Source organism: Lysobacter enzymogenes (assembly GCF_900106525.1).
GTDB lineage: Bacteria > Pseudomonadota > Gammaproteobacteria > Xanthomonadales > Xanthomonadaceae > Lysobacter > Lysobacter enzymogenes.
In genome coordinates this window covers 490187-514474 of record NZ_FNOG01000005.1, presented here as the reverse complement: position 1 = coordinate 514474, position 24288 = coordinate 490187, and the positions used below count along the sequence as shown (strand labels likewise).

Here is a 24288-nt window from a genome sequence, read left to right as displayed (position 1 = left end):
AACCCGGAGATCGGACATGGCGCTCAAGCGGATGGACAACGTCGGAATCGTGGTCGAAGACCTCGACGCGGCGATCGCGTTCTTTATCGAACTGGGCCTGGAGCTGGAAGGGCGGGGCATGGTCGAAGGCGAATGGGCCGGCCGCGTCACCGGGCTGGGCGACCAGCGCGTGGAGATCGCGATGATGCGCACGCCCGACGGCCACAGCCGGCTGGAGCTGTCGCGCTTCCTCGCCCCGGCGGTGGTCGCCGATCACCGCAACGCGCCGGTCAACGCGCTGGGCTATCTGCGGGTGATGTTCGCCGTGGACGACATCGACGACACTTTGGAGCGGCTGCGCGCCCACGGTGCGCAGCTTGCCGGCGACGTGGTGCGGTACCAGGACATTTACAAGTTGTGCTACATCCGCGGGCCCGAAGGGATTCTGATCGGGTTGGCGCAGGAACTGGGCTGATCGAGGGACGGTGGTGCAGGCGACGCGCGCGCCCAGGCGCGCGGCTGTCGTCGGCCGTGCGCTCCTTATTGCGACGGACGAGGCCGAGGGGCCGCCTTCGAGTCTCAGCGTGCGGCGATCTGCGCGAAGCGGCGCGCGACCGGGCGCCTGTGCGCAAAAGACGACGCGCGCGGCAGTTGCTTTGGCTGCCGCGCACATCCTGGCGAGGCGGAATCGCGCCGCCATGTTTCCGCCATGCAACAACATCGTGTCGATGACAATGCGATAGGCGTCGCGCCGCTTCTCAGCGCAGGTCGCGAATGCGGCGCGTGTGGTGGCGCGTTGTCATCGTCGCGGAGGTTCGGCGACGCGCGTTCGGCTTGCGTTCTCGCTTCGATGAGAGAGGCGCTGGCCCGCGCGAACGAATGCATCGCATTCGAGACGACGAAGCGATGCGCGCATCGGGAAAACAGCAGCGTGTCGCTACGCGACGAGACGCCGCAACACGATCTTCGCCTCCACATACGGCCGAAACGACGCAACCCGAACGCGCGACATTTCTCACGGGTGTGATACCGCTCAAGCGAAACCGAGATGCCGCGCGAGCGCGCACGTCGTTCGCCCGTCATGCGTAAGACTTGTGAGGACGAGATTTCATGCGCGATACATGCGTGACGTCTTCCGCGTGCCTTGTCATGTAGCAGTTCAAACATCGTCACATAGCGAACCTACCTTGGCGCGGTCTGCCGTCCCCCTCTCGTCGGGGCGGCGCAACAGGGATGGTTCCGGGTCGATGCATCTACGCCTCATCGCAGCCGTCGGTCTGACCATGTTCGGGCCGGCGGTTCTCCATGCGCAGGAAAATCCGGCCCGCGCCGACGCCGCGCCGGCGGCCGCGCCGCGCTTCGACATCCTGGCCTATCAGGTGTTGGGCAACAGCAAGTTGAGCAACCTGGACATCGAAAAGATCGTCTACCCGCACCTGGGCCCGCAGCGCGGCGAGCAGGACGTGGAGAACGCGCGCGCCGCGCTGCAGTCGCTGTACGACAGCCGCGGCTATCCCACCGTCAGCGTGGTCATTCCCGAACAGGACGTGGCCACCGGGCTGGTTACCTTGCAAGTCAACGAACAAAAGGTCGGCCGCCTGCGCGTCAACGGCGCCGATTATTTCTCGCCCGACGAGATCGAGCGCGCCGCGCCCTCGCTGGCCGCGGGCTCGGTGCCGAACTTCAAGGACGTGCAGCGCGACATCCTCGCCCTGAACCAGTTGCCCGACCGCCGCGTCACCCCGGAAATCAAGGCCGGCGCGACGCCCAACACGGTCGATGTCGACCTCAACGTCGAGAACGCGCTGCCGCTGCACGGCTCGCTGGAGCTCAACAACCGCAACAGCGCCAACACCACCGACCAGCGCCTGTCGGCCAGCGTGCGCTACGACAATCTGTGGCAGCGCGGCCACAGCTTCAGCCTGTCGGCGCAGGTCGCGCCGCAGCGCAGTTCCGACGCGCAGGTGTATTCGGCCTCGTATCTGGCCCGCTTCGGCGCCTCGCCGTGGTCGCTGCTGGGCTATGCGGTGCGCAGCAAGAGCGACATCGCCGTGGTCGGCGACCTCAACGTGATCGGCAACGGCACCCTGGCCGGCGTGCGCCTGATGCGCTCCTTCGCCGCGGGCGAGGGCTTCTACCATTCGCTCAGCCTCGGCGTGGACTACAAGGACTTCACCGAGTCGCTGATCCAGGGAGCCGACCGCGGCGCGGTGCCGATCGAGTACTTCCCGCTCAGCGTCAACTACAACGCCGATTGGGTGAAAGAGCGCTCGGTCGCCGACCTGGCCCTGTCGGCGGTGTTCAACCTGCGCGGCGTCGGCGACGGCCGCGCCGCGTTCGACGCCAAGCGCTACCAGGCCCAGCCCAACTTCTTCTATCTGCGCGCCGGCGGCTCCTACACCTGGAAGTCCAAGAGCGACGCGCAACTGATGCTGCGCCTGCAGACCCAGTTCGCCGGCGAGCCTTTGATCAGCAACGAGCAATTCAGCATCGGCGGCCTCGACAGCGTGCGCGGCTATTACGAATCCGAAGCGCTCGGCGACCTGGGCGGGGCGGCGACGCTGGAAGCGCGCACGCCTTCGTTCGCCGACTCGCTCGGCGATGCGTTCCAGGAGCTGCGCCTGCGCGCGTTCGTCGACGCCGGCTACACCCGCATCAACGACCCGCTGCCCGAGCAGCTGCGCAGCGAAACCTTGGTCAGCGCCGGCATCGGCGCCACGGTCAAGGCCTTCGGCCATTTCAACGGTTCCATCGATGTGGCCCATCCGTTGTCCAGCCCCAACGGACGCGAACGCAAACCCGACTCGGTCGAGGTGGGCGTGCGGCTGTGGGGCGAGTTCTGACGAAGTCTGAAGTCTGAAGTGTGGGAGAGGTTTGAGCCCCGATGTTCTTGTTCCCGAACGCCGCAGCCGGCACCGGGACCTGAGCGAAAAGCGTCGGATCCGAGGCCCTCCCACAACGAGCGATTCGAAGCCGTACCGAACATTTATCGGGGAAAGTGTCGTGACTCAATTGCGCGTGTTGTTGGCCTGTTCGCTGTTGCTGCTGCTGTCGCTGCTGTCGGCTCCGGCCGCGGCGGCCTCGTGGTGGGACGGCAAGTGGAACTACCGGGCCAAGATCGATCTCAACACCACCTCGGCCGGCGCGGCGATGACCGAGCCGGGCGGCCGCGCGCAGGTGCTGGTGCGCCTGCACTCGGGCAACTTCAACTTCGCCGACGCCAAGGAGGACGGCAGCGACGTGCGCTTCATCGCCGCCGACGACCGCACGCCGCTGAAGTACCACTTCGAGAAATACGACGGGCTGGTCGACCAGGTCGCGCTGGCCTGGGTCGACGTGCCCAAGCTCGACGCCAACGCGGCGGCGTCGGTGTTCGTCTACTTCGGCAATCCCGAAGCCACGCCCGGCAGCGACCCCAAGGGCAGCTACGACGCCGACAACGTCGCGGTGTTCCACTTCGCCAACCAGGGCGCGGCCGGAACCGACACCACCGCCTACGGCAACAACGCGCAGGCGCCGCTGACCCTGGCCGAGACCGCGCTGATCGGTTCGGGCCTGCAGCTCGACGGCAAGGCGCCGGTCAAAGTGCCGGCCTCGGCCTCGCTCAATCTCGCCGCCGCGCAGCCGCTGACCCTGAGCGCGTGGATCAAGCCGGCCGGCGCCAACGCCAGCGGCGTGATCGCGTCCTTGCCGGGCGCGCTGACGCTGCTGATCGAGCAGGGCGTGGTCTACGCCGAAGCCGGCGGCGTGCGCACCTCGGCCGGCGCGCCGCTGGTCGGCGAAGGCTGGGCGCACCTCGCGGTGCGCGTCGACGCCGGCAAGCTCGCGGTCTATGTCAACGGCGCGCCGGCCGGCGAAGCCGCGGTTGCGCCGGCGGCGGCCGCCGCGGGTTTGTGGATCGGCGGCGAAGACGGCGCGGCGCGGCCGAACTTCATCGGCCAGATCGACGAACTGCAGCTGTCCAAGGTCGCGCGGCCGCTCGGCCTGATCCAGGTCGCCGCGCACAGCCAGGGCCTGGACGCCAAGCTGCTGACCTTCCAGCCGGTCGAACAGCGCTCCGGCGACGGCGGCCACAACTACTTCGGCATCCTGTTCAGCGCGCTCACCGTTGACGCCTGGATCGTGATCGTGATTCTCGGCTTCATGGCCGCGATCTCGTGGTGGGTGATGATCGGCAAGGGCCTGTTCGTCAACACCGTATCCAAGGCCAACGAGCGCTTCCTCGAGGCTTTCCGCAAGCAGGCCGGCGAGTACCCGCTGCACGATGTGTCCTGGGTGCGCGCGGCCGAAGGCGGCGGGCCGCTGAGCGGCGAGAAGTCCAATCTCGCCCGCATCCTCGCCATCGGCCTGGACGAGCTGCGCAACCGCGTCGCCGCCGGCGGCGGGCGTTCGGTGGTGCGGCCGCAGTCGATCGCCGCGATCCGCTCGGCGCTCGACGCCGCCGCGGTGCGCGAAGGCCAGCGCCTCAACAAGCTGATGGTGCTGCTGACCATCGCGATCTCCGGCGGCCCGTTCTTGGGCCTGCTCGGCACCGTGGTCGGCGTGATGATCACCTTCGCCGCGGTGGCCGCGGCGGGCGACGTCAACATCAACGCGATCGCGCCCGGCATCGCCGCGGCGCTGCTGGCCACGGTGGCCGGCCTGGCCGTCGCGATCCCGGCGTTGTTCGGCTACAACTACCTGCTCAGCCGCACCGAGGCCATCGGCGCGGACATGCAGGTGTTCGTCGACGAGCTGGAAAAGCGCATCGCCGAAGACTACGCCGGCGACGCGCCGCTGCCGGCGCACCTGGCCCGCAGCGTGTCGACGGAGACGCTGCCGTGAAGGTCCAGGGCAAGAAGCCTTACGACGACATCAACATCACGCCGATGCTGGACCTGGCGTACGTGCTGCTGGTGATCTTCATCATCATGACCACCGCGGCGGTGCAGGGCATCAAGGTCGATCTGCCCAAGGCCAGCGCCGCGCAGCCGCTGTCGCAGCCCAAGACCAAGGTCATCGCCATCGACAACGCCGGCCAGGTCAGCATCGATGCGGTGCCGGTCAGCATGAGCGAGCTGGAACAGCAGCTGCGCAACGCGCTGGCCAGCGACGCCGAGTTGCCGGTGATCCTGCGCGGCGACCGCGCGGTGCAGTACGACAAGGTCATGGCGGTGCTGGACCTGTGCAGCAAGCTCGGCATTTCCTCGATCGGCCTGGCCTCGCAGCGCCAGGGCCAGGGCTGAGTGGGGCGCCCGGACGTGTCGCAGACCTACGGCCGCGGTTCCCGGTTCTCGCGCGCGATGGGCGTGCTCGGCGTGATCGGCGTCGTCGCGGTGATGGCGTGGTTGGTGTGGTCGCTGATGCAAGGCGCCGGGCCGACCGCTAAGCGCCAGCCGCCGCGCATCACCCAGGTGATCTTGCCGCCGCCGCCACCGCCGCCTCCGCCGGAACCGGAAAAGACCACCGAAGAACCCAAGCCGATCGAGAACACGCCGTTCGAATCGATCGAGCCGCCCAAACAGGATTCGGCCGAACCGCCGGGCGATCCGCTGACCGCCGACGCGGGGCCCGGCAACAACGAGTTCGGTCTGCAGGCCGGCGAGGGCGGCGGCGGCACCCGCATCGGCGGCAAGGGCGGCGGCGGCAATCCGTATGCCGGCTACGCGGCGATGGTGCAGCGGACCGTGCAGCAGTACCTGCAACAAGGCGAGAAAACCCGCAAGGGACGCTACAGCGCCACGGTGGCGATGTGGTTGAACCCGGACGGGACGATCCAGCGCTCGCAGGTGATCGCCGGCACCGGCAAGCCCGAGCTCGACGCGGCCATCCTTGCCGCGCTGCAAGGGCGCTCGTTGCCGCAGGCGCCGCCGGCGGAGATGCCGCAGCCGATCAACTTGCGCATCGGCGCGGTGTCGCCGGGCTGAGCCCGCGCTGGGATACGGCTTGCGCGCTTCGATACGAATTCACTCAGGAAGGTTACGCATGACTGCTTCGACTCAACCGCTCCGCCGTCTTCGTCTGCACGCGCTGGCCCTGGCGCTGCTGTCGGCCTGCGCCGCGCCGGCGCTGGCGGCCACGCCGGCGGACGCGGCGAAGATCAGCCCCGAAGTGACGCTGAAGCTGATCGACTTGCTGGTCGCCAAGGGCGTGCTGACCCGCGGCCAGGCCGACGATCTGATCGCCGAGGCGAGCGCGAGCGCGGCGGCGCATCCGGCCCCGGCCGTCGCCGCGCAGCCTGCGTACCAGACTGCGCCCGGCGCGGTGGTCGTGCCCTACGTGCCGGAAGTGGTGCGCCAGCAGATCAAGGACGAGCTGCGCGCCGAAGTGGTCCAACAGGCCAAGAGCGAAGGCTGGGCGGCGCCCAACGCGCTGCCGGAGTGGACCCAGCGCATCAGCTTCTACGGCGACCTGCGCGCGCGCGCCGAGGACGTGCTCAACGACGGCGAGAACTACCGCGAGTTCCCCAACTTCGCCGCGCTCAACGCCGGCAGCGGCTACGACGTCGCCGACCCGGTCGCCAACCCGGTGCCCTACGTCAACACCACCAAGAACCGCGGCCGCATGCGCCTGCGCGCGCGGCTGGGCATGCACGCGCAGATCTCCGACTGGGTCGAGGCCGATCTGCGCCTGGCCAGCGGCAGCGACCGCAGCCCGGTCTCGACCAACCAGACTCTGGGCGCCGGCGGCAATCTGTCCAAGTACTCGCTGTGGCTCGACCGCGCCTACGTGCGGCTCAAGCCGACCGCCTGGCTCAGCGCCGACATCGGCCGCACGCCCAATCCGTTCTGGACCAGCGAGCTGCTGTTCGACAACGACCTCAACTTCGACGGCGTCGCCGCGCAGGCCTCGTTCCGGCACAGCTCGGACTTCAAGAGCTTCGTCAACGTCGGCGCGTTCCCGGTGTTCAACACCGATTTCGATTTCGGCTCGACCCAGGAGCTGGACAAGGAAAGCAGCCGCGACAAGTGGCTGTACGGCGCGCAGGCCGGCTTCGACTGGGCCTTCGCCGACGACATGTCGCTCAAGGCCGGCCTGGGCTACTTCCTGTTCGACAAGCTCAACGGCCAGTTCTCTTCGCCGTGCCTGGCGCCGACTTCCAAGGACGTGTGCGACACCGACCTGTCGCGCCCGCAGTTCCAGCAGTTCGGCAACACCATGTTCTCGATCCGCAACATCGTGCCGGCGCAGGGCGCGCCGAACGGACCGCAGCTGCAGTACTTCGGCTACGCCAGCGAGTTCGGCGTGGCCAACCTGCACGCCGCGCTGGAGATCGCGCGCTTCGACCCGGTCAAGATCGTGATCGAAGCCGACGTGGTCAAGAACCTCAAGTACGACGCCAAGCGCATCCGCGCGCTGGGACCGCTCAACAACTTCAAGCCGACCTTCGACCCGGCCGCCACCGGGGTCTTCGACGGCGGCGACATGGGTTACTACATCAATCTGTTGGTCGGCCAGCCGAAGATCGAGAAGGCCTGGGACTGGAACGCCAGCATCGGCTACAAGCGGCTCGAATCCGATGCGGTGCCGGATGCCTTCACCGACTCGGACTTCCACCTCGGCGGCACCAACGCGCGCGGCTTCATCGTCGGCGGCGCGCTGGGCCTGGCGCGCAACACCTGGCTGGGGCTGCGCTGGCTCAGCGCCAATGAGGTCACCGGCCAGCCGTATTCGGTCGATGTGGTCCAGCTCGACCTCAACACCCAGTTCTGACCGCGGAGAGCGCGCATGAGCCTTCCTACCATCCGCCACGCCGCCCTGCGCAGCGCGCCTTTGCTGGCGGCGCTGTGGTTCGCCGCTTCCGCAGCGCACGCGCAGAGCGCCAACGAAACCCGCCTGCGCGACGCGCTGCGCGACACCGCCTCGCGCCTGCGCACGGCCGAGGCCGCGCTGGCGCAGCAGCAGGCCGCCACCGCCGCGGCCGAACGCGAGCGCGACGAACTCAAGAACCGCGCGGCCAAGCCCGCGCCGGCCGCCGACGGCGCGCAGCTGGCGGCGTTGCAGCAGCGCCTGGGCCAGGCCTCGGCCTCGGCCGAACAGGCGCGCGGCGAAGCGCAGAAGTGGCGCAGCGCGCAGGAGCAGGCGGCGCACGGCGCGCAGCAGAAGGAACGCGAGCGCGCCGAACTGGCCCAGCAATTGCAGGCGGCGCAAACGCGCGCGGCGCAGTGCGCGGCCGGCAGCGACGCGCTGTATCGCGCCGGGCTGGAGCTGGCCAAGCTCTATCGCGACCCGGCCTATGCCAAGGGCCGGCGTGTGACGCTGCTCGGCTTCGGCCAGGTCGAACGCGAGAACCGCGTGCGCGAGCTGGAGGGCAAGCTCGAAGACGAGCGCGCCAAGACCGCGCAGTGCGGCGTCGGCGACGCCGCCGCGCGCACCGCCGGCACCGGTTCGAACGGGTGATGGACGCGCCGCGCGCCGCTGTCGCGATGGCCGCATGCGCGAAGGCGCGTGTGGGCTCGCGCGCCGGCGTGCCGGCTCGCATCGCTTGCGCGGCGCTGGCGTTGAGCCTGCTCGCCGCCACATCCGCGCAAGCGCAACGGCGGATCCTGCCGGCGTCGAAATCGCCACCGCCGCCGTGCGTGCAGGTGCGCATCGGCAGCGACGAAGCCGGACGCTGGGATTGCATCAACGACGCGATCAAGTCCGAGGTCGACAAGGTCGCGCCGGTCAGCGCCGCCGATTCGCCGGGCGAACGGCTGGCGCCGACCGGGCAGGGCCTGGCGGTGCCGGCGGCGACGCGGCAGCGGCTCGGCAACCAGTACGGCAAATCCATCGTGCCGCAGCGGCCCGAGCGCAACTTTCCGACCACGCCGCTGTCGCGGCCGCCGGGGCATTGAGCGATGCGCGCGCCCGCGGCCGACGGTGATTGCGACAGCGCCACAGCGCCGGACGCCGCGGCGTCGAGTTCGCTCGCTCCGACGCTGACGGCGGCGCGTCCGCTTAGCGATCAATCCACACCGCGCGGTCGTGTCGCAGCCGCCTCCCGCACCGCCCGCACCCGCCACACCGCCACCACCGCGCAGTTTCCATTCCATCGCGGCGCCGTTCCCGGCGCCGCCTCCGCCGCGTCGCCGCGACCCGCGCCAAGGAAGCCGTCATGACCCGCAAGCCTCTCGCCCGCACCGATTCCGCCCGTCTTTCGCCCGCACGGCTGCGCCTGCTGGCGCTGAGCGCGGCGATCTCGCTGGCCCTGGTCGGCGGCGGCGCGCATGCCGATCCCAATCCGTTCGCGCGCCGCGCGGCGGACCCGGCCGCGCAGGCCGCGCGCGCGGTGCAGCAGCAAGGGCTGCAATCGGCGCAGGCCCAGCAGATGGCGCAGCGCTCGCTGGCCGCCTTCGCCCAGGCCTCGCGGGTGCGCTCCGCGCTCGACGCGGCGCAGGTCGCCGCGCGTGCGGCCGCAGCGGCCTCGGCCGCGGCCAACCAAGTACCCGACGGGCTCGTCCAAGGCGGGCTCAAGGTCGCCAACGGCGTGCGCTTCGAACCCGGCGCGATCGCGGTGGAAGACCCGCGCCTGAACCAGTCCAAGCTGTGGCTCGGCGCCAAGGGCCCGACCCAGAACAACGACGCCGGCGGCAACGTCGTGGTCACCATCGAGCAGACCCAGAAGAAGGCGATCCTGAGCTGGGAGAGCTTCAACGTCGGCCGCCGCACCACGGTGTATTTCGACCAGCGCGCCGGCAACCAAAGCGGCGGCGGCAACGACTGGATCGCGCTCAACCGGGTCGACGATCCCAGCGGCCGGCCCAGCCAGATCTTCGGCCAGATCAAGGCCGAGGGCAGCGTCTACCTGCTCAACCGCAACGGCGTGATCTTCGGCGGCACCAGCCAGGTCAATACGCGGTCGCTGCTGGTCTCGTCGCTGAATCTCTTCAGCAACGACATCGCCCAGAGCAACCGCATCTTCATCGGCGAAGGCGTGCGCCGGGCCAAGGCCGACCTGGCGGTGCTGACCTCGGAGCTGGCCGACTACGTCGGCGGCGGCGCGCCGCGCCCGCAGGCCAGCGGCGATGTGCGCATCGAAGCCGGCGCCCAGCTCAAGACCGCGCCGGGCGGTTTCGCCCTGGTCGCCGCGCCCAACGTCAACAACGCCGGCAGCGTGATCGCCGAAGACGGGCATGCGCAGCTGGCCGCGGTGGTCGGCGCGTACTCGACCCAGGCGCCGTCCGGCGCCAGCAACGAACTGAGCCTGCGCTACGCCGGCGTGGCGCCGCAGGCCAGCGCGGCGGTCGTCGGTTACGGCCGCCTGGACAACACCGGCATCGTCGCCAGCAAGCGCGGCGCGGTGACCCTGACCGGTTACGAGCTGCACCAGGACGGTTATGTCGGCACCACCACCTCGGTCAGCCGGCCGGGGCGGATCTCGATCGTCGCCGCCAACCACGCGCGCTCGGCCGGCATCGACCGGCCCGAAGACCTCAGCGGCAGCACCGGCGGTTCGCTGAGCTTCGGCAGCGGCTCGGTCACCGCGATCCTGCCCGAGCGCGATGGCGAGACCACGACCTCGGCGCCGACCGCCGACAAGGCCTTCCAGCCGCCCAGCGCGGTGCTGGCCGCGGCGCAGATGCGCATGCAGGAAAACTCGCTGATCCTGATGCCCGGCGCCAAGCTCGACCTGGTCGGCATGGACCCGCTGCGCGACGGCGCCAGCAAGCCGGCGATCGCGCGCATCCAGATCGACAGCGGTGCGCAGATCAACGTCGCCGGCCTGGCCGACGTGCTGCGGCCGATGTCGGACAACTTCATCACCATCGAACGCGTCGGCGAGAACGAACTGGCCGATTCGCCGCTGCTGCGCGGCGGCGCGTTCTACCGCAAGAAGGTCGTGCTCGACGCGCGCGAGCGCGGCGTCACCGACGACGGCCGCGCCTGGGTCGGCAGCCCGCTGTTCAACGCTTCGGGCTACGCCGACCAGCGCCCGCGCGGCATCGACCAGATGCTGATCGACGGCGGCACCATCAACGTCAGCGCGCGCGAGTTCGTCGCCCGCGGCGGCTCGGTGATCGACGTCAGCGGCGGCTTCCTGCATTACCAGGGCGGCATGGTCGAGACGCCGCGGGTGATCGGCGCGGACGGGCGCACCTATCGTCTGGCCGGCGCCGACCCGTCGCAGTCCTACCGCGGTTTCGCCGGGCAGTTCTCGCTCGCGCACCAGCGCTGGAACGTCAACGAGTATTTCTATTCGGCGTTCGGGCGTTCGGACCGCTATTACGAATCCGACTACGTGCAAGGCGGCGACGGCGGCCAGCTCAACATCAATTTGCGCCAGGACAGCGGCGCCGACGCGATCCGGGTCGATACCGGGTTGGTGTTGGCCGGCGATCTGCGCGCCAACGCCGTGTCCGGCCGCGACCAGCGCGAGCGCGGCACGCCGGCGCTGGGCGGGCGTTTGAGCGTGAACGTGAGCGGCGGCGGCTACGGCCTGTGGACCCTGCAATCGGGTCCGGTCGCGGACGTGGCCGCGGACTTCTCGCTGCAGCAGCGCCTGGCGCAGGGGCAGGGTGGCGTCTTGTCGACGCAGTCGCTCAACCAGGCCGGCTTCGGCACGGTCGAGCTCAACGACCGGCTCTCGCGGATAGAAGTGGCCAGCGACGCGCACTTGCAGGTCGACGCCGGCGGCCGCATCGCCCTGAGCGGCGCGCGCATCGACGTGGCCGGCACCTTGCAGGCCGATTCGGGCGAGATCGCGCTCAGCGCGACCAGCGAGAACGACCCCAACCCCGAAGCCGGCGCGCGCCGCGGCATTACCGTGCGCGACGGCGGCCGCCTGCTCGCGCGCGGGCAGTGGGTCAACGACCGCGACCGCGTCGCCGACGAGCGCCAGGGCGGCGCGCACATCGACGGCGGCCGCATCAGCCTGAGCGTGTCCGAATATCCGCGCCTGGACGGCGCCGACGGCGGCCGCGACGCCAGCGGTTCGATCCTGCTCGATCCGGGCGCGCTGCTGGACGTGTCCGGCGGCGGCCGGATCCTGCCCAACGGCCAGCTCGCGGCCAAGGACGGCGTGCCGCTGGGCCGCGGCGGCGATATCGCCTTGAAGCTGTACCAACCGCGCGAAGGCACCCAGACGCTGAATCCGTTCCTGCCGGCCTCGCACTTCGCGGCCGAGCCTGGCGCCGGCGAGCTGCGTTTCACCGCGCAGAACCTGCGCGGCGGCGGCCTCGCCGGCGGCGGCACCCTGACCTTGCACGCGCGCGACATTTTGATCGGCGCGGCGGCGGGCGATGCGCTGGCCGCCGATGCGCGCACGCTGAAGCTGGACGCGGGCTTCTTCCGCGACGGCGACTTCGGCGCCTACGATCTGCTCGCGCGCCACGACGCGCGCATCCTCGCCAGCACCCAGCTCAGCGTGTCGCAGCGCAATTTCCTGCCCGACCTCGAGGCGCTGCGCGAACTGCGCAGCGGCGGCGATCTGTACGCCGGGCTCGGCGCCGACGGCGCCGGCCGCTACGGCGCGTTCGGCCGCCTCGACGATTACCACCGCGACGCCGCCGACTTCTTCCTCGAAGCCGGCGCCGCCACCGGCCGCACGCTGCCGAACGTGCCGGGGGTCGATCAGGTGCGCGACACGCTCACCCTGGAACGCGACGCCAAGTTGCAGGTCGACGCCGGCGGCGCGGTGCGGCTGGGCTCGCGCGGCCAGCTCACCGTGCTCGGCTCGGTGACCGCGCACGGCGGCAGCATCGATCTGTCCGGCGACACCTCGGCCAATGCGCTGTCGCCGTCGCACAGCCCGTCGCAGGTGGACTACTGGCGCGCCGACAAATCGGTGTGGGTGGGTTCGAATGCGGTGCTCGACGTGTCCGGCATCGCCTTGTTCAATCCGTTCAAGGCGCCGCTGCCCAACGGCGGCGCGGCGCCGCGCGACGGCAAGGTGCTCGACGGCGGCCGCATCCGCCTGAGCAACGACGGCGGTTATGTGGTGGTCGAGCAGGGCGCGCGCCTGGACCTGTCCGGCAGCCGCGCGGTGTTCGACCTGCCGGCCGCCGCCGGCGCGCTCGGCCAGGCGCCGCTGCAGCCGCGCGCGGTCTGGAGCGACGGCGGCGAGCTGGTGCTGGCGGCCGCGGGCGGGCTGTTCTTCGACGGCCGCATCCAGGCCGCCGGCGGCGACGCGCAGGCGCGCGGCGGCAGCGTGCAGCTGCTGACCGCGCAGAGCGTGCGGCCGCTGGACGTGGCCGGCGGCCGCGCGCCGCTGGCGACCTCGCAGATCGTGTTCCACCAAAGCGGCAGCCAGTTGGATCCGTCCGCGCGCGCCGGCGGCGCGATCGAGCCGGGCCGCGAACAGCCCTCGGGCACGCTGCATTTCCAGGCCGATACGCTTAACGGCTCCGGCATCGATACCTTGTTGGTCGGGATCGGCGAAGACGGCTTGATCCGCGGCCCCGGCGTGGTGCCGGTGGTGTTCGACGGCGAGGTGACGCTGTCGCCGGCGCGCGCGCTGATGATCAACGCGCGCGCGTTCCAGGCCGGCGGCGACAGCGGCGCGGCGCGCCTGCGTTCGGCCTATGTGTCGCTGCAAGGGCTCGGCGGCGACGCGGCTGCGGCGCTGCCGGAGCCGGGCAAGCCCGGCGCGGCCACGCTCAGCGTCGAGGCCGGCTTCATCGACATCGGCGGCCGCGTGGTGCTGCGCAACTTCGCCGACGCGGCCTTCGACAGCCGCGGCGACATCCGTTTCCACACCCCGGGCATCTACCAGAGCGCGACCATCGGCAACGAAGTGCGGCTGGTGCCGGGCGAGCTGCTGACCGGCGGCAACCTGTCGCTGCGCGCCGCGCAGATCTATCCGGCCAGCGGCGAGACCTTCATCGTGCGCGCGCTCGGCGCCAAGGACGCCAGCGGCCGGCGCGCCGACACCGCGATCCGCATCGCCGGCAACGGCAACGCGGCGCCGCTGCCGCTGTCGGCCGGCGGCAAGCTGCTGCTCGACGCGACCGAGATCGAGCAGGCCGGCACCCTGCGCGCGCCGGCCGGTCAGATCGTGCTCGGCGCGGCCAATGCCGAGGATCCGGCCACGCGCGCGTTGTTCAATCAATTGGCGCTGACGCCGACGCGCAAGGTGACGCTGGCGCCGGGCAGCCTGACCTCGGTCTCGCTCGACGGCCGCGTGCTGCCGTACGGCAAGACCGTCGATTCGCTGCAGTGGGACGGCAACGAGGTCGAGCAGCGCCTGACCGCGCCGCCGCTCAAACGCATCTCGCTCGACGGCGCCGAGCTGTCGTTGCAGGACGGCGCGCGCGTCGACCTGTCCGGCGGCGGCGACCTGCAAGCCTTCGAATGGATCGCCGGCACCGGCGGCAGCCGCGACCTGTTGTCGAGCGTCGGCGTGAGTTACGCCGACGGCGGCAGCGGCAGCCGCGCGTCGCTGTATCCGGACGGGCGCGAGGTATACGCGATCATTCCGGGCGCGCAGTCGCCGTTGGCCGCGAGCGATCCGCTGCTGAGCCAGGGCGCGGGCGGCAGCCAGGTCGGCAAGTCGGTGTACCTGTCCGGCGTGCCGGGGCTGGCCGACGGCGTCTATACCTTGCTGCCGGGCCGCTACGCGACCTTGCCCGGCGCGTTCCGGGTGGTCCAGCGCAGCGGCGGCCAGGACGCGCTGGCGAGCCAGAACCTGACCGCGCCCGATGGCACCCATCGCGTCGCCGGTTACTACGTCGATGCGCTCAGCGGCGCGCGCGATGCGCGCAGCCAGCTGTTCGACGTGCAGTCGGCGGCGGTGTGGGGGCAGTACTCGCAGTACCAGCTCAGCCGCGCCAACAAGTTCTTCTCCGATCAGGCCGGCAAGGCCGGCCGCTTCGCACCGCAGCTGCCGCGCGACGGCGGCCAATTGGTGCTCAGCGCGCAGCGCGCGCTGGAACTGGCCGCGCGCCTGGACGTGGCCGCGGCCGATGGCGGCGCCGCGGCGCAGATCGATCTGGTCGCCGACGCGATCCAGATCCGCGGCGCCAACCAAACTGCGCGCGAGGGCTATGTGCAGCTCGACGCCGGCCAGCTCAGCGCACTCGGCGCCGGCAGCCTGCTGATCGGCGGCGTGCGCGAGCGCGGCAGCGACGGCACCGCGATCTCGGTGCGCGCGCGCGACGTGCTGGTGTCCAACGACGCCGCCTCGCCGTTGCAGGGCGCGGAAATCCTGCTGGTGGCCAAGGCCGGCGACGGCAGCCAGGGCGTGCGGGTCGAAGACGGCGGCGTGATCCAGGCGCGCGGCGCGCTCGCCGGCGCCGGCGACCTGCGCCTGACCATCGGCCAGGACGCCGACAGCGCCGCCAACCGCGCGGCGATCAGCGGCGACGGCGCGCTGCTGCGCGTGTCCAACGCCGGCGCGGCGACGCTGCAACGGCGCGGCCTGCCGGCGTTCGCGCAGTCGCGCGGGCTGCTCGCAGTCGGCGCCGGTGCGCGCCTGGACGGCGGCGCGGCGCTGATGCTCGACGCCTCCGGCAACGCCCGCGTCGACGCCAGCGCGCTGCTGGCCGGGCGCGACATTCAGGCCAGCAGCGGGCGGGTGGTGTTCAGCGCCGATCCGAACGCGCGCTACGACGGCTTCGTGGTCGGCCGCAACACCCTGGCGCAGTTCGGCCAGGCCCAGCGGGTGAGCCTGCGCAGCTACGGCGAGATGGCGTTCTACGGCGACATCGAAGTCGACAGCGACCGCGAACTCAACCTCAGCGCGCGCCGTTTCAGCGGCGACGGCGGCGATGTGCGCTTGAGCGCGCAGCGCCTGAGCGTGGGCAACGAACTCGGCGCGCAGGGCGGCCCGGCCGGCGACGCGCCGGCGGGCACCGGCACGCTGCAGTTGCGCGGCGGTACGGTCGCCTTCACCGGCGGCGATTCGCAGTTCGCCGGTTTCCGCCAGGTGGCGGTCGAAGCGGCGCAGCAGATTTCCGCCGGCGGCCGCGGCAGCGTCGATTTCGGCGCCGCCGATCTGCGCCTGCAAGCGCCGCTGATCCAGGCCGAAGGCGGCGCCGAGCAAAGCCTGCGCAGCAGCGGCGCGATCACCCTGGCGCGCGTGGGCGAGGCGGCCAGCGATGCCGGCGGCGCGCAAGGCGGCGCGCTGGAACTGCGCGGCGCCAGCATCGCCGGCAACGCGCTGATCCGCGCCCATTCCGGCCGCGTGAGCCTGGTCGCGAGCCAGGGCGATGTGCGCCTGGACGCGGGCAGCGCCATCGATGTCTCGGCGCTGCCGAAGGCGATCTTCGACCAGCCGGTGTACGCGCCCGGCGGCCGCATCGAACTGCGCGCCGAACGCGGCGCGATCGCCCTGGCGACCGGCGCCAGCCTCGACGTCTCGGCCGCGGCCGGCGGCGGCGACGCCGGCGAGCTGCGTCTGCTCGCGCCGCAGGGCGCGATCGGCCTGGACGGCACGCTCAAGGGCGCCGCGCCCAAGGGGCAGGGCGGCCGCATCGAACTCGACAGCGGCGCGGCGCTGAACCTGGACACGCTGGCCCAGCGCCTGGCCGGCAGCGGCATCGACCGCAGCGTCGCGGTGCGCAGCCGCAGCGGCGATCTGCAACTCAGCGCCGGGCACACCCTGCGCGCGCACGAAGTCAGCCTGACCGCCGACGGCGGCGCCGATGCGCTGCTGCGCGACGCGGCCAACGGCAACGTGCGCATCCTCGGCGACATCGACGCCTCCGGCAGCGCCGGCGGGCGCATCGAGCTGTACGGCCGCCACGGCGTGGAGCTGCAAGGCCGCCTGCTCGCCAACGGCAGCGACGCCGGCAAGCGCGGCGGCACCGTGCGCATCGGCACCAGCGGGCGCAGCGACGGTAGCCTCAACGAGCAATACGGCTACCAGAACGTCGCTGCGGATGCGGCCGGCGTGATCCGCATCGGCCGCGACGCGCTGATCGACGTGCGCGGCGGCAGCGCCGGCGGCCTGTCCGGCGGCAAGGTCGAGTTGCGCGCGCCGCTGCTGGTCGGCGGCGACGTCAACGTGGTGGTGGACAACCCCGGCGCGATCGTCGGCGCGCGCGAAGTCGGCCTGGAAGCGTATGCGGTGTGGAGCGCGGGCGATGCGCTCGATCCGGCCCATCCCGAGCGCCACTTCGACGGCATCGTCGATCCGGCCGGCTGGTACGGCAGCGACGGCAAGCTGGTCGCCGGCAAGTGGCGCGACGCCAGCGGCGCCGAACTGGCCGCGCCGCAGACGCCGGAGCAGCTCGCGCTGTACCTCAAGACCCATTACTTCACCCCCGACGCGGCCAACGCCGCGCACCAGGGCTTCTACGGTTATCTCAACGGCGACGGCGTCGCGCACCAGGCCGGCACGCTGATGCGCTTCGTGCAGAACCCGGGCTTCGCCTTCGGCGAGCGCTTCGCCGGCATCGGCAACTTCCGCGCGCGCCCGGGCATCGAGTTGCAGAACCCCGACGCCACGCGCGACGGCGGCGCGATCCGCGTGCTGACCAACTGGAACCTCAACTCCGGCGACCGCAACGCGCCCGACTTCCGCTACCAGGGCGCCGCGCCGGTGCTGACCTTGCGCGCGGCCGGCGACGTGCAGGTCAACGCCAGCATCAGCGACGGTTTCTACAACTACAACGCCGCCGGCAGCGGCGCGGTCGGCAACTACGACGGCTCGGTCGCCGCACGCATGACGTGGCTGCAGAACAATCCGCTGAGCATGCCCGACAGCGAGCAGTTCCTGCCGCCGCCGCAGCCCTATGATCCGAACGACGAGTCAGGCCAGTACTACGGCCAGTACGACGAACTGTTCGGCATGATGACCAAGCCCGACAGCGCGCTCGACAACATCGTCGGCCCCGGCACTTCGCTGATGGGCTTCATCGACCTGCTGATCTCCATCGCCGGCACCGGCGATGCGGGCATCGCCGAACCCGCGCCGCCGACCGGCCCGGGCGACTACGCCGGTTATCTGGAGCGTTACCGCGGCTACGTGATCGACCTGGCCAACCGCGTCGCCAACGGCGAATCGCCGCCGATGACCTGGGCGCCGCGCCTGCCGGTGCTCGGCCCGGTGCCGCCGGCCGCCGACCGCACGCCGACGCTGCAGGCCAGCGTCGAGCGGCCGACGCCGTGGCTGGAGCAGCAACTGGCCGGCGGCGACAGCAGCCGCTACCGCTTCGTCGCCGGCGCCGATTTCTCCAGCGTCGCGCCCGATCGCGCCGGCGATGGCGCGGCCGACATCGTCTTCGACGGACACACCACCTTGCGCAAGCCCGGCCAGAGCGATCTGCTGCTGCCGAACGTGCTGCGCACCGGCACCGGCGAGATCGAACTGGTCGCCGCGCGCGACGTGCGCTTCGCCGACCGCGACGCGCCGGCCAGCGTCTACACCGCCGGCCGCCCGGGCGAGGGCACCGGCGTCGATACGTCGCGGCCGCGGGTGGAAGGCGCGGCCTCGCCGCAGAACCTCAACGGGCCGCTGGTCGCGGTCACCGGCGCGGTCAATCCCGAAGCGGCCGGGAACTTAAGCGTGCGCGCCGGCCGCGACATCGTCGGCAACCGCCAGGTGCGCGACAGCGACGGCCGCCGCAGCGGCGTCGCCGGCAGCTACCTCAACCAGTACTGGTGGCCGTGGATGCAGACCGGCAACGTCGCCGGGCCCGACGGCCGCCTGATCTCGACCTCGATCAACTTCGGCGGCTTCGCCCAGGGCTTGCTCAGCGTCGGCGGCGATATTCGTCTGGACGCCGGGCGCGACCTGATCGAAGTGTCGGCGTCCTCGCCGACGACGTGGTTGCGCGACGGCGCCGGCGCGCTGCGCCGCTTCGGCGGCGGCGACCTGTACGCCAACGCCGGCCGCAATGTGCTCGGCGGCGATTTCTTCGTCTCCCAGGGCCAAGGTTCGCTCAACGCCGGCGGCCGCATCGGTTCGGCCTACGATCTGAACGTGCCGGTGTTCATCGAGAACGTCACCAGCCAGACCACGACGATGAGTTCCAGCGTGGCGCCGATCCTGGCGATGCAGGACGCGCGCTGGAACGTCGGCGCCAGCGGCGATATCGATATCGGCCGGGTGCTCAATCCGTCGTATGCGCGCCTGAGCGAGCGCGAGGTGGATTCGCAATCCTTCGGCGCCGACGCCGCGCTCAACGCGACCTCGACCACCGGCAACGTGCAACTGGGCAGCCTGCTGCTGGGCGATGTGCTGTTCGGCTACGGTGGCCGCGACCCGGGCCGTCCGCAATCGCCGTACAACATCGGCAGCAGTTCGCTGTTCGCGCAGGTGCTGCCGGGCTACCTCGGCCTGACCGCCATCGCCGGCGACGTGCGCGTGCGCAACGGCGGCCAGCTGTTCCCGTCGCTGCGCGGCGGGCTCAGCCTGCTCGCCGGCGGCGACGTGCAGCTCTACGCCGATCAGTTCCCGCGCCTGGACACGCTGCGCCTGCTCGACATCGACCCGGCCTGGATGCCATCGCCGCTGCAGCCGCTGTCGAGCCTGCCGGAGCAGACCGCGTTCGACTTCTCGCGCCTGGATGTGTTCATCCCGAACCGCGATCAGCGCGCCAACCTGCATCGCGACGACCGCGAACCGGTACGGGTGTACGCGCTGGGCGACATCGTCAACGGCCAGCCGGGCCCGAGCCAGAGCTTCAACACCCTGACTCTGGACCTGCCCAAGCCGGCGACCTTGCGCGCCGGCCGCGACATCGTCGATCTCGATCTGCGCGGGCAGAACTACCGCGACAGCGACGCCACCCGCGTGCTGGCCGGACGCGATCTGTACTACCGTCCGCTCGGCCGCAGCATCAGCGGCCGGGTCAGCCGCTACAACTGGCTGGAACTGGGTGGGCCGGGCAGCTTCGAAATCCAGGCCGGGCGCGATCTGGGGCCGTTCACTTCGGCCAACGAAGCCTATGCGTTCGATCAACTGCGCGCCGAAGGCGGCGGCATCCGCACCATCGGCAATCGCGACAACGCCGGGCTGGGCTACGCAGGCGCCGACCTGGTGCTGCGCTTCGGCGTGGCGCCGGGCATCGACACGCGCGCGTTCGCCTCGCGCTATCTCGATCCGGCCGGCGCGGAGTCCGCGGCCTACGCCGCGTGGCTGGCCGAGTACGTGCGCCAGCAGCGCCGCGACGCCGGCCGCGACGGCGGCGAACTGTCGCCGCAGCAGGCCTGGGCCGAATTCGCCCAGCTGCCGCAGGAAGCGCAGCAGCGCCTGGTCGATCGGGTCTTCCTCGACCTGCTCGAACGCGCCGGCCGCGACAACAAGAACCCGGCCAGTCCCGAGTTCGGCAAGTACGCCGCCGGTTATCGCGCGATCAACACCTTGTTCCCGTCGGCGCTGGGCTACACCGCCAATCGTCTGGAAGGCGGCGCCAACGGCGCCGACGCGCCGGTGGCGACCGGACGTTTCGACATGCGCGGTTCGACCGTGCAGACCCAGCAGGGCGGCGACGTGCGCATCCTCGGCCCGGGCGGCGAAGTGCTGGTCGGCAGCGTGGCCGCGCCGCCGCTGGTGACCAACAACCGCGGCGAGACGGTGATCGGCCCCAACCAGCAGGGCGTGCTGACGCTGGACGTGGGCGACATCGGCATCTTCACCGACCGTAGCGTGCTGCTCGCGCAGAGCCGCATCTTCACCCAGGGCGGCGGCGATCTGACCATCTGGAGTTCGAACGGCGACATCAACGCCGGCAAGGGCGCCAAGACTTCGTCGGACAAGCCGCCGGTGCGTTATGTCTGCGACCTCGACCAGTACTGCCGCATCGACGCGCGCGGGTTGGTTACCGGCGCCGGCATCGCGACCATGCAGACCGCGGCCGGCGCCAAGGCCGGCGACGCGGTGCTGGTAGCGCCGCGCGGCACCATCGACGCCGGCGACGCCGGCATCCGCATCGGCGGCAACCTGATCGTCGCCGCGCAGACCATCGCCAACGCCGACAACATCCAGGTCGACGGCGAATCCATCGGCATCCCGGTCGCGCGCAACGTCGACACCGGCGCGCTGAGCGCCGCCTCGTCGGCGAGTTCGGGCGTCAACGCGGTGGCCGAGCAGATGGCGGAAAAGCGCCCGCCGATCGGAGGACGCGATTTGCCGGCGGTGATTTCGGTGCAGGTGATCGGCTTCGGCCAGTGCGAGGCCGACAATCCGCGGTGCGCGAATGCGCCGTGAGCGGTGTTGATCGGGTTGTAGTGCGGGGCAGGGTAGGCAAACGGGGCGGCCATTGGCCGCCTCGTTCGTTTTTGGGGTTGCGGGGGAGCGGTTCCTTTGGTGCGTCTCCTCATCGACGGAGTCTTGAGGTTCGTTGCGCGGCGTCGCCCATTCAGTGGCGCGTGTTCCACGCAATTGCGCTTCGTTCGCCGCGTCTCTCCAAGACCGTCATCCCCGCGAAGGCGGGGATCCAGAGACTTCAGCGTCATGCTTCGGTGAAGCCCTGGATGTTCGGCTCCGCCGAAGTAAAGCAGAGCCCGCGTTCGCGGGAATGACGGTAGGTAGGTTGGGTGGTAAGTCGGTTTCACCGCGGCTCTTCAAATCGTCATCCCCGCGAAGGCGGGGATCCAGAGACTTCAACGTCATGCCTCGGTGCGACTGCAGCCGGCATCTGCGCGACTGCAGCCAGCATCCACAACGACGCGAGGCGGTCTCAGGCGCGACGAAGTCTCCGGCTCGTTGCGAATCGATGAGTGCAGCGTCGTTCTTTCGCAACCGATCGCGCGATGATGCGTGAAGCGCGACACGATGCGAAAAACACGCGAAAAGCCGTCGCATATGACAGTTGCCGGTCGTCGCAATCGAATCATGGACTCAGCGCTCATGGCCGTGACGCAGTGCGCGCACGCGCTGTCATCTGTGTAACCGCAATGCGCGGCGTCGACACAAAACCTTCGCATCGCCTACGAAAACACGATTTGGATCGCGACAAATCCCCGCGTATTAGTCACTTGAACCATGTAATAAATACTTACCCGCATGGTCGCTGCGCTTGCACACGCCGCGCCCATTCTGTCGCCGCGCCAACGCAACCCATTCGAGGCAACGCGTCGGCGCCTTGCATCGAATCGATACGGATTGATCCGCGGGCATTCGGCCCGCACCCTCAAAAGGAGACGTCTCGTGCATCGCAACAAGCTTCATGTCGGCCTGCTGGCCGCTACCGCTGTCCTGGTCTTCGCTGGTTCGGCCAATGCGGCCGATCTGTACGGCGGCGGCGCCACCTTCCCGGCTCCGGCTTATGTCGGCGACCTGTACAACGGCACCTCGCCGGTCGCCAAGCTGTCGCGCGATTCCGCCATCACTCTGCCGGCCGTCAGCTTCAGCGTCGCCGGCCTGGGCAACTCCACCGGCACCAAGATCCCGGTGTTCCAGGACTTCCACACCCGCTACTCGGCCGACGCCGTGTCCTACTGCCAGACCGGCAGCGGCACCGGCAAGAAGATCCTCAACAACGACGGCATCTTCGCCAACGGCGCTTGCTCGCCGGCCGGCATCACCGGCTTCAGCTCGATCTCGGGCCAGGCGGCTCCGGACTTCATCGGCACCGACGCGCCGATCGCCACCCCCGACTACAACACCTTCATCGCCAACATGGCGTCCACCCGCACCGCGATCGTGCAGATCCCGGTTCTGGCCGGCGCCATCGCCCTGCCGTTCAAGGACACCGTCGGCGGCCTGACCTCGGTCGCGCTGAACACCGAGCAGGTCTGCCGCATCTTCGCCGGCGACATCAAGAACTGGAACGATTCGCGCCTGACCTCGCCGGTGGCCGGTTCGCACCCGATCACCATCGTCTACCGTTCGGAAGGCAGCGGCACCTCGTTCGCCTTCACCAGCTACCTGGCCGCGCAGTGCAACGGCAAGTTCGGCCTGGCCGCCGACTTCTTCAAGCCGAACCAGAGCTACGCCACCGCTGCCGCTTCGGCGCTGCCGAACTACTCGGCGTCCTCGGCCCAGGCCGGCAACAACGGCGTGGTCTCCAAGGTCAAGGCGACCACCGACGCGATCGGCTACGCCGACATCGCCGAAGTGCTGAGCCAGGGCGTGATGTACGCCTCGGTCAACGGCTACGATCCGGCCACGTTCGGTTCGACCGGCCCGGTCAGCCTGGCTCCGGCCTCGCTGCTGTCGGCCAAGGTGCTCGACGGCGCCACCGTCGGCGATGTGCCGGCCAGCGTCGCCGCCCCGGCCCGCAACTGCACCCGCTTGGTCGCCCCGACCGCGACCATCTCGGCCGCTTACCCGATCGCCGCGGTGACCTACCTGGCCGCCTACAACGCCGGCAACGGCACCAAGGCCACTGCGATCAAGAACCTGTTCAAGCAGTTCTACGGCCCGATCCCGGCGACCAATCCGGACCCGCGCGTCGCGCTGCCGACCGGCTACGCCTACATCGACGGCAACACGCTGTTCCGCAGCTCGGCGGTCGGCTCGATCAACAGCTGCATCAACTGATCGCGGGCGCGGCGGCGGCACGGATAGCCGCCGTCGCGCAAGGCGGCAGGTGAGAAACGCCGAAAGAGCAACGCCGAAGAGAAACACTGCAGCAAGCAACACCGCAAAAAGAAAAGCTCCCCGGTCGCATCGGGGAGCTTTTTTCTTGCCCGTTCGCCTGGCGGCGCCTCGGGTCAGGCGTGGATCGATCTGCGTTGGATCGGGTTGAGCAGGATCAGGTCGAACAGGATCAGGTGCCGCAGAAACAGGTGGCGTTGGCGGCGACGCGCGAACCGGCCGGGCCTTCGGCGTAGGCCGAGCAGGCCGAGGTATCGGCGGTGCCCTTGTTGGCCGGGGCCACGGCCTTGGCGTTGCAGGTGCTGACCGAGATGCGCTTGCCGTTGCCGACCAGGGTGGTGATGCAGTTGGCCGACACCTGTTCGCCGCTGCTGAGGTTGGCGGTGTTGTCGACCGCGATCACCGCATCGCGGCTGGTCGCCAGCGCGGTGCCGAACACCTCGACCTTGTTCGAACCGGTCGGGCAGGCGAAGTCGGCGGTGCAGAACGCGCTGTCGCCGACGGCGCCGGCATCGACGGTAGCGTAGACCTGCACCACGCCCGGCAGCAGCTTGAGGGTCTTGCACTGGCTGGCGGCATCGGCCTGCGGAGCGGCCAACAGGCCCAGGCCGAGCGCGACGGCGGCGGCGAACAGTTTGGCGCGGATTGCGTAGTCCATGACGTGTCTCCTTGAAGGTTGGATGGAACCGGCGCGGATGCGCAGCATCCGGGGGAGGCGGACGTACGGCGTAGGGCAACGGCCGCATCGCGCGGCCGCGAGGAGAATGCAGATGAAAGGCCAAAGGCCGGATCGCGCCGGTAGGCGTCGGCCGGTAGTGCGCAGCGTCGTAGGCGTGCTTGTCCCCGCGCTAGGAAAACAAAACCACGTGTCGGCGCGGTTGCACGGGTGTGAACGCGCGCATGAACGCGCGTGCCGCCGCGCA

General features: G+C 70.4%; 11 protein-coding genes. 10 read left to right on the top strand and 1 reads right to left on the bottom strand.

What is annotated here, in order from left to right; translation table 11 throughout:
- Nucleotides 1–16 precede the first annotated feature (16 nt).
- The 10 genes from BLU84_RS15065 (at nt 17) to BLU84_RS15020 (ending at nt 23308) form a co-directional block, all read left to right on the top strand.
- Nucleotides 17–454: a VOC family protein gene (locus BLU84_RS15065; RefSeq protein WP_074868729.1), complete on the top strand. Its 438-nt coding sequence runs from the start codon at nt 17–19 to the stop codon at nt 452–454.
- Between the two features lie 772 nt (nt 455–1226).
- Nucleotides 1227–2822: a ShlB/FhaC/HecB family hemolysin secretion/activation protein gene (locus BLU84_RS15060; protein WP_233431150.1), complete on the top strand. Its 1596-nt coding sequence runs from the start codon at nt 1227–1229 to the stop codon at nt 2820–2822.
- A gap of 160 nt (nt 2823–2982) precedes the next feature.
- On the top strand, nt 2983–4803 hold the full coding sequence (locus tag BLU84_RS15055; RefSeq protein WP_211664549.1) for a DUF2341 domain-containing protein: 1821 nt from the start codon (nt 2983–2985) through the stop codon (nt 4801–4803).
- Nucleotides 4800–5204 (top strand): ExbD/TolR family protein, encoded by a 405-nt coding sequence (locus BLU84_RS15050; RefSeq protein WP_074868717.1) that lies wholly within the window; start codon nt 4800–4802, stop codon nt 5202–5204. Before BLU84_RS15055 ends, BLU84_RS15050 begins: the two co-directional genes overlap by 4 nt.
- Nucleotides 5205–5219: 15 nt before the next feature.
- Nucleotides 5220–5885 carry a TonB family protein gene (locus BLU84_RS15045; RefSeq protein ID WP_139175019.1) on the top strand — a complete coding sequence of 222 codons (666 nt, stop codon included), beginning with the start codon at nt 5220–5222 and terminating at the stop codon, nt 5883–5885.
- A 58-nt stretch (nt 5886–5943) separates the two neighbouring features.
- Nucleotides 5944–7671 carry a putative porin gene (locus BLU84_RS15040; RefSeq protein WP_074868711.1) on the top strand — a complete coding sequence of 576 codons (1728 nt, stop codon included), beginning with the start codon at nt 5944–5946 and terminating at the stop codon, nt 7669–7671.
- A gap of 15 nt (nt 7672–7686) precedes the next feature.
- Nucleotides 7687–8358 (top strand): hypothetical protein, encoded by a 672-nt coding sequence (locus tag BLU84_RS15035; protein ID WP_074868708.1) that lies wholly within the window; start codon nt 7687–7689, stop codon nt 8356–8358.
- A 68-nt stretch (nt 8359–8426) separates the two neighbouring features.
- Nucleotides 8427–8795: a hypothetical protein gene (locus tag BLU84_RS15030; RefSeq protein ID WP_139175018.1), complete on the top strand. Its 369-nt coding sequence runs from the start codon at nt 8427–8429 to the stop codon at nt 8793–8795.
- 260 nt (nt 8796–9055) lie between these two features.
- Entirely contained in the window at nt 9056–21031 is an 11976-nt protein-coding gene (locus BLU84_RS15025) for a filamentous haemagglutinin family protein (protein WP_074868703.1), read from the top strand.
- A gap of 942 nt (nt 21032–21973) precedes the next feature.
- Complete coding sequence (locus BLU84_RS15020) at nt 21974–23308, top strand: substrate-binding domain-containing protein (protein WP_074868700.1); 1335 nt, start codon at nt 21974–21976, stop codon at nt 23306–23308.
- Between the two features lie 229 nt (nt 23309–23537).
- On the opposite strand, the gene BLU84_RS15015 is transcribed toward BLU84_RS15020, so the two are convergent.
- The gene (locus BLU84_RS15015; protein WP_074868696.1) at nt 23538–24023 is read right to left on the bottom strand and encodes a hypothetical protein; all 486 of its coding nucleotides are present in this window, start codon (nt 24021–24023) and stop codon (nt 23538–23540) included.
- Nucleotides 24024–24288: the final 265 nt, after the last annotated feature.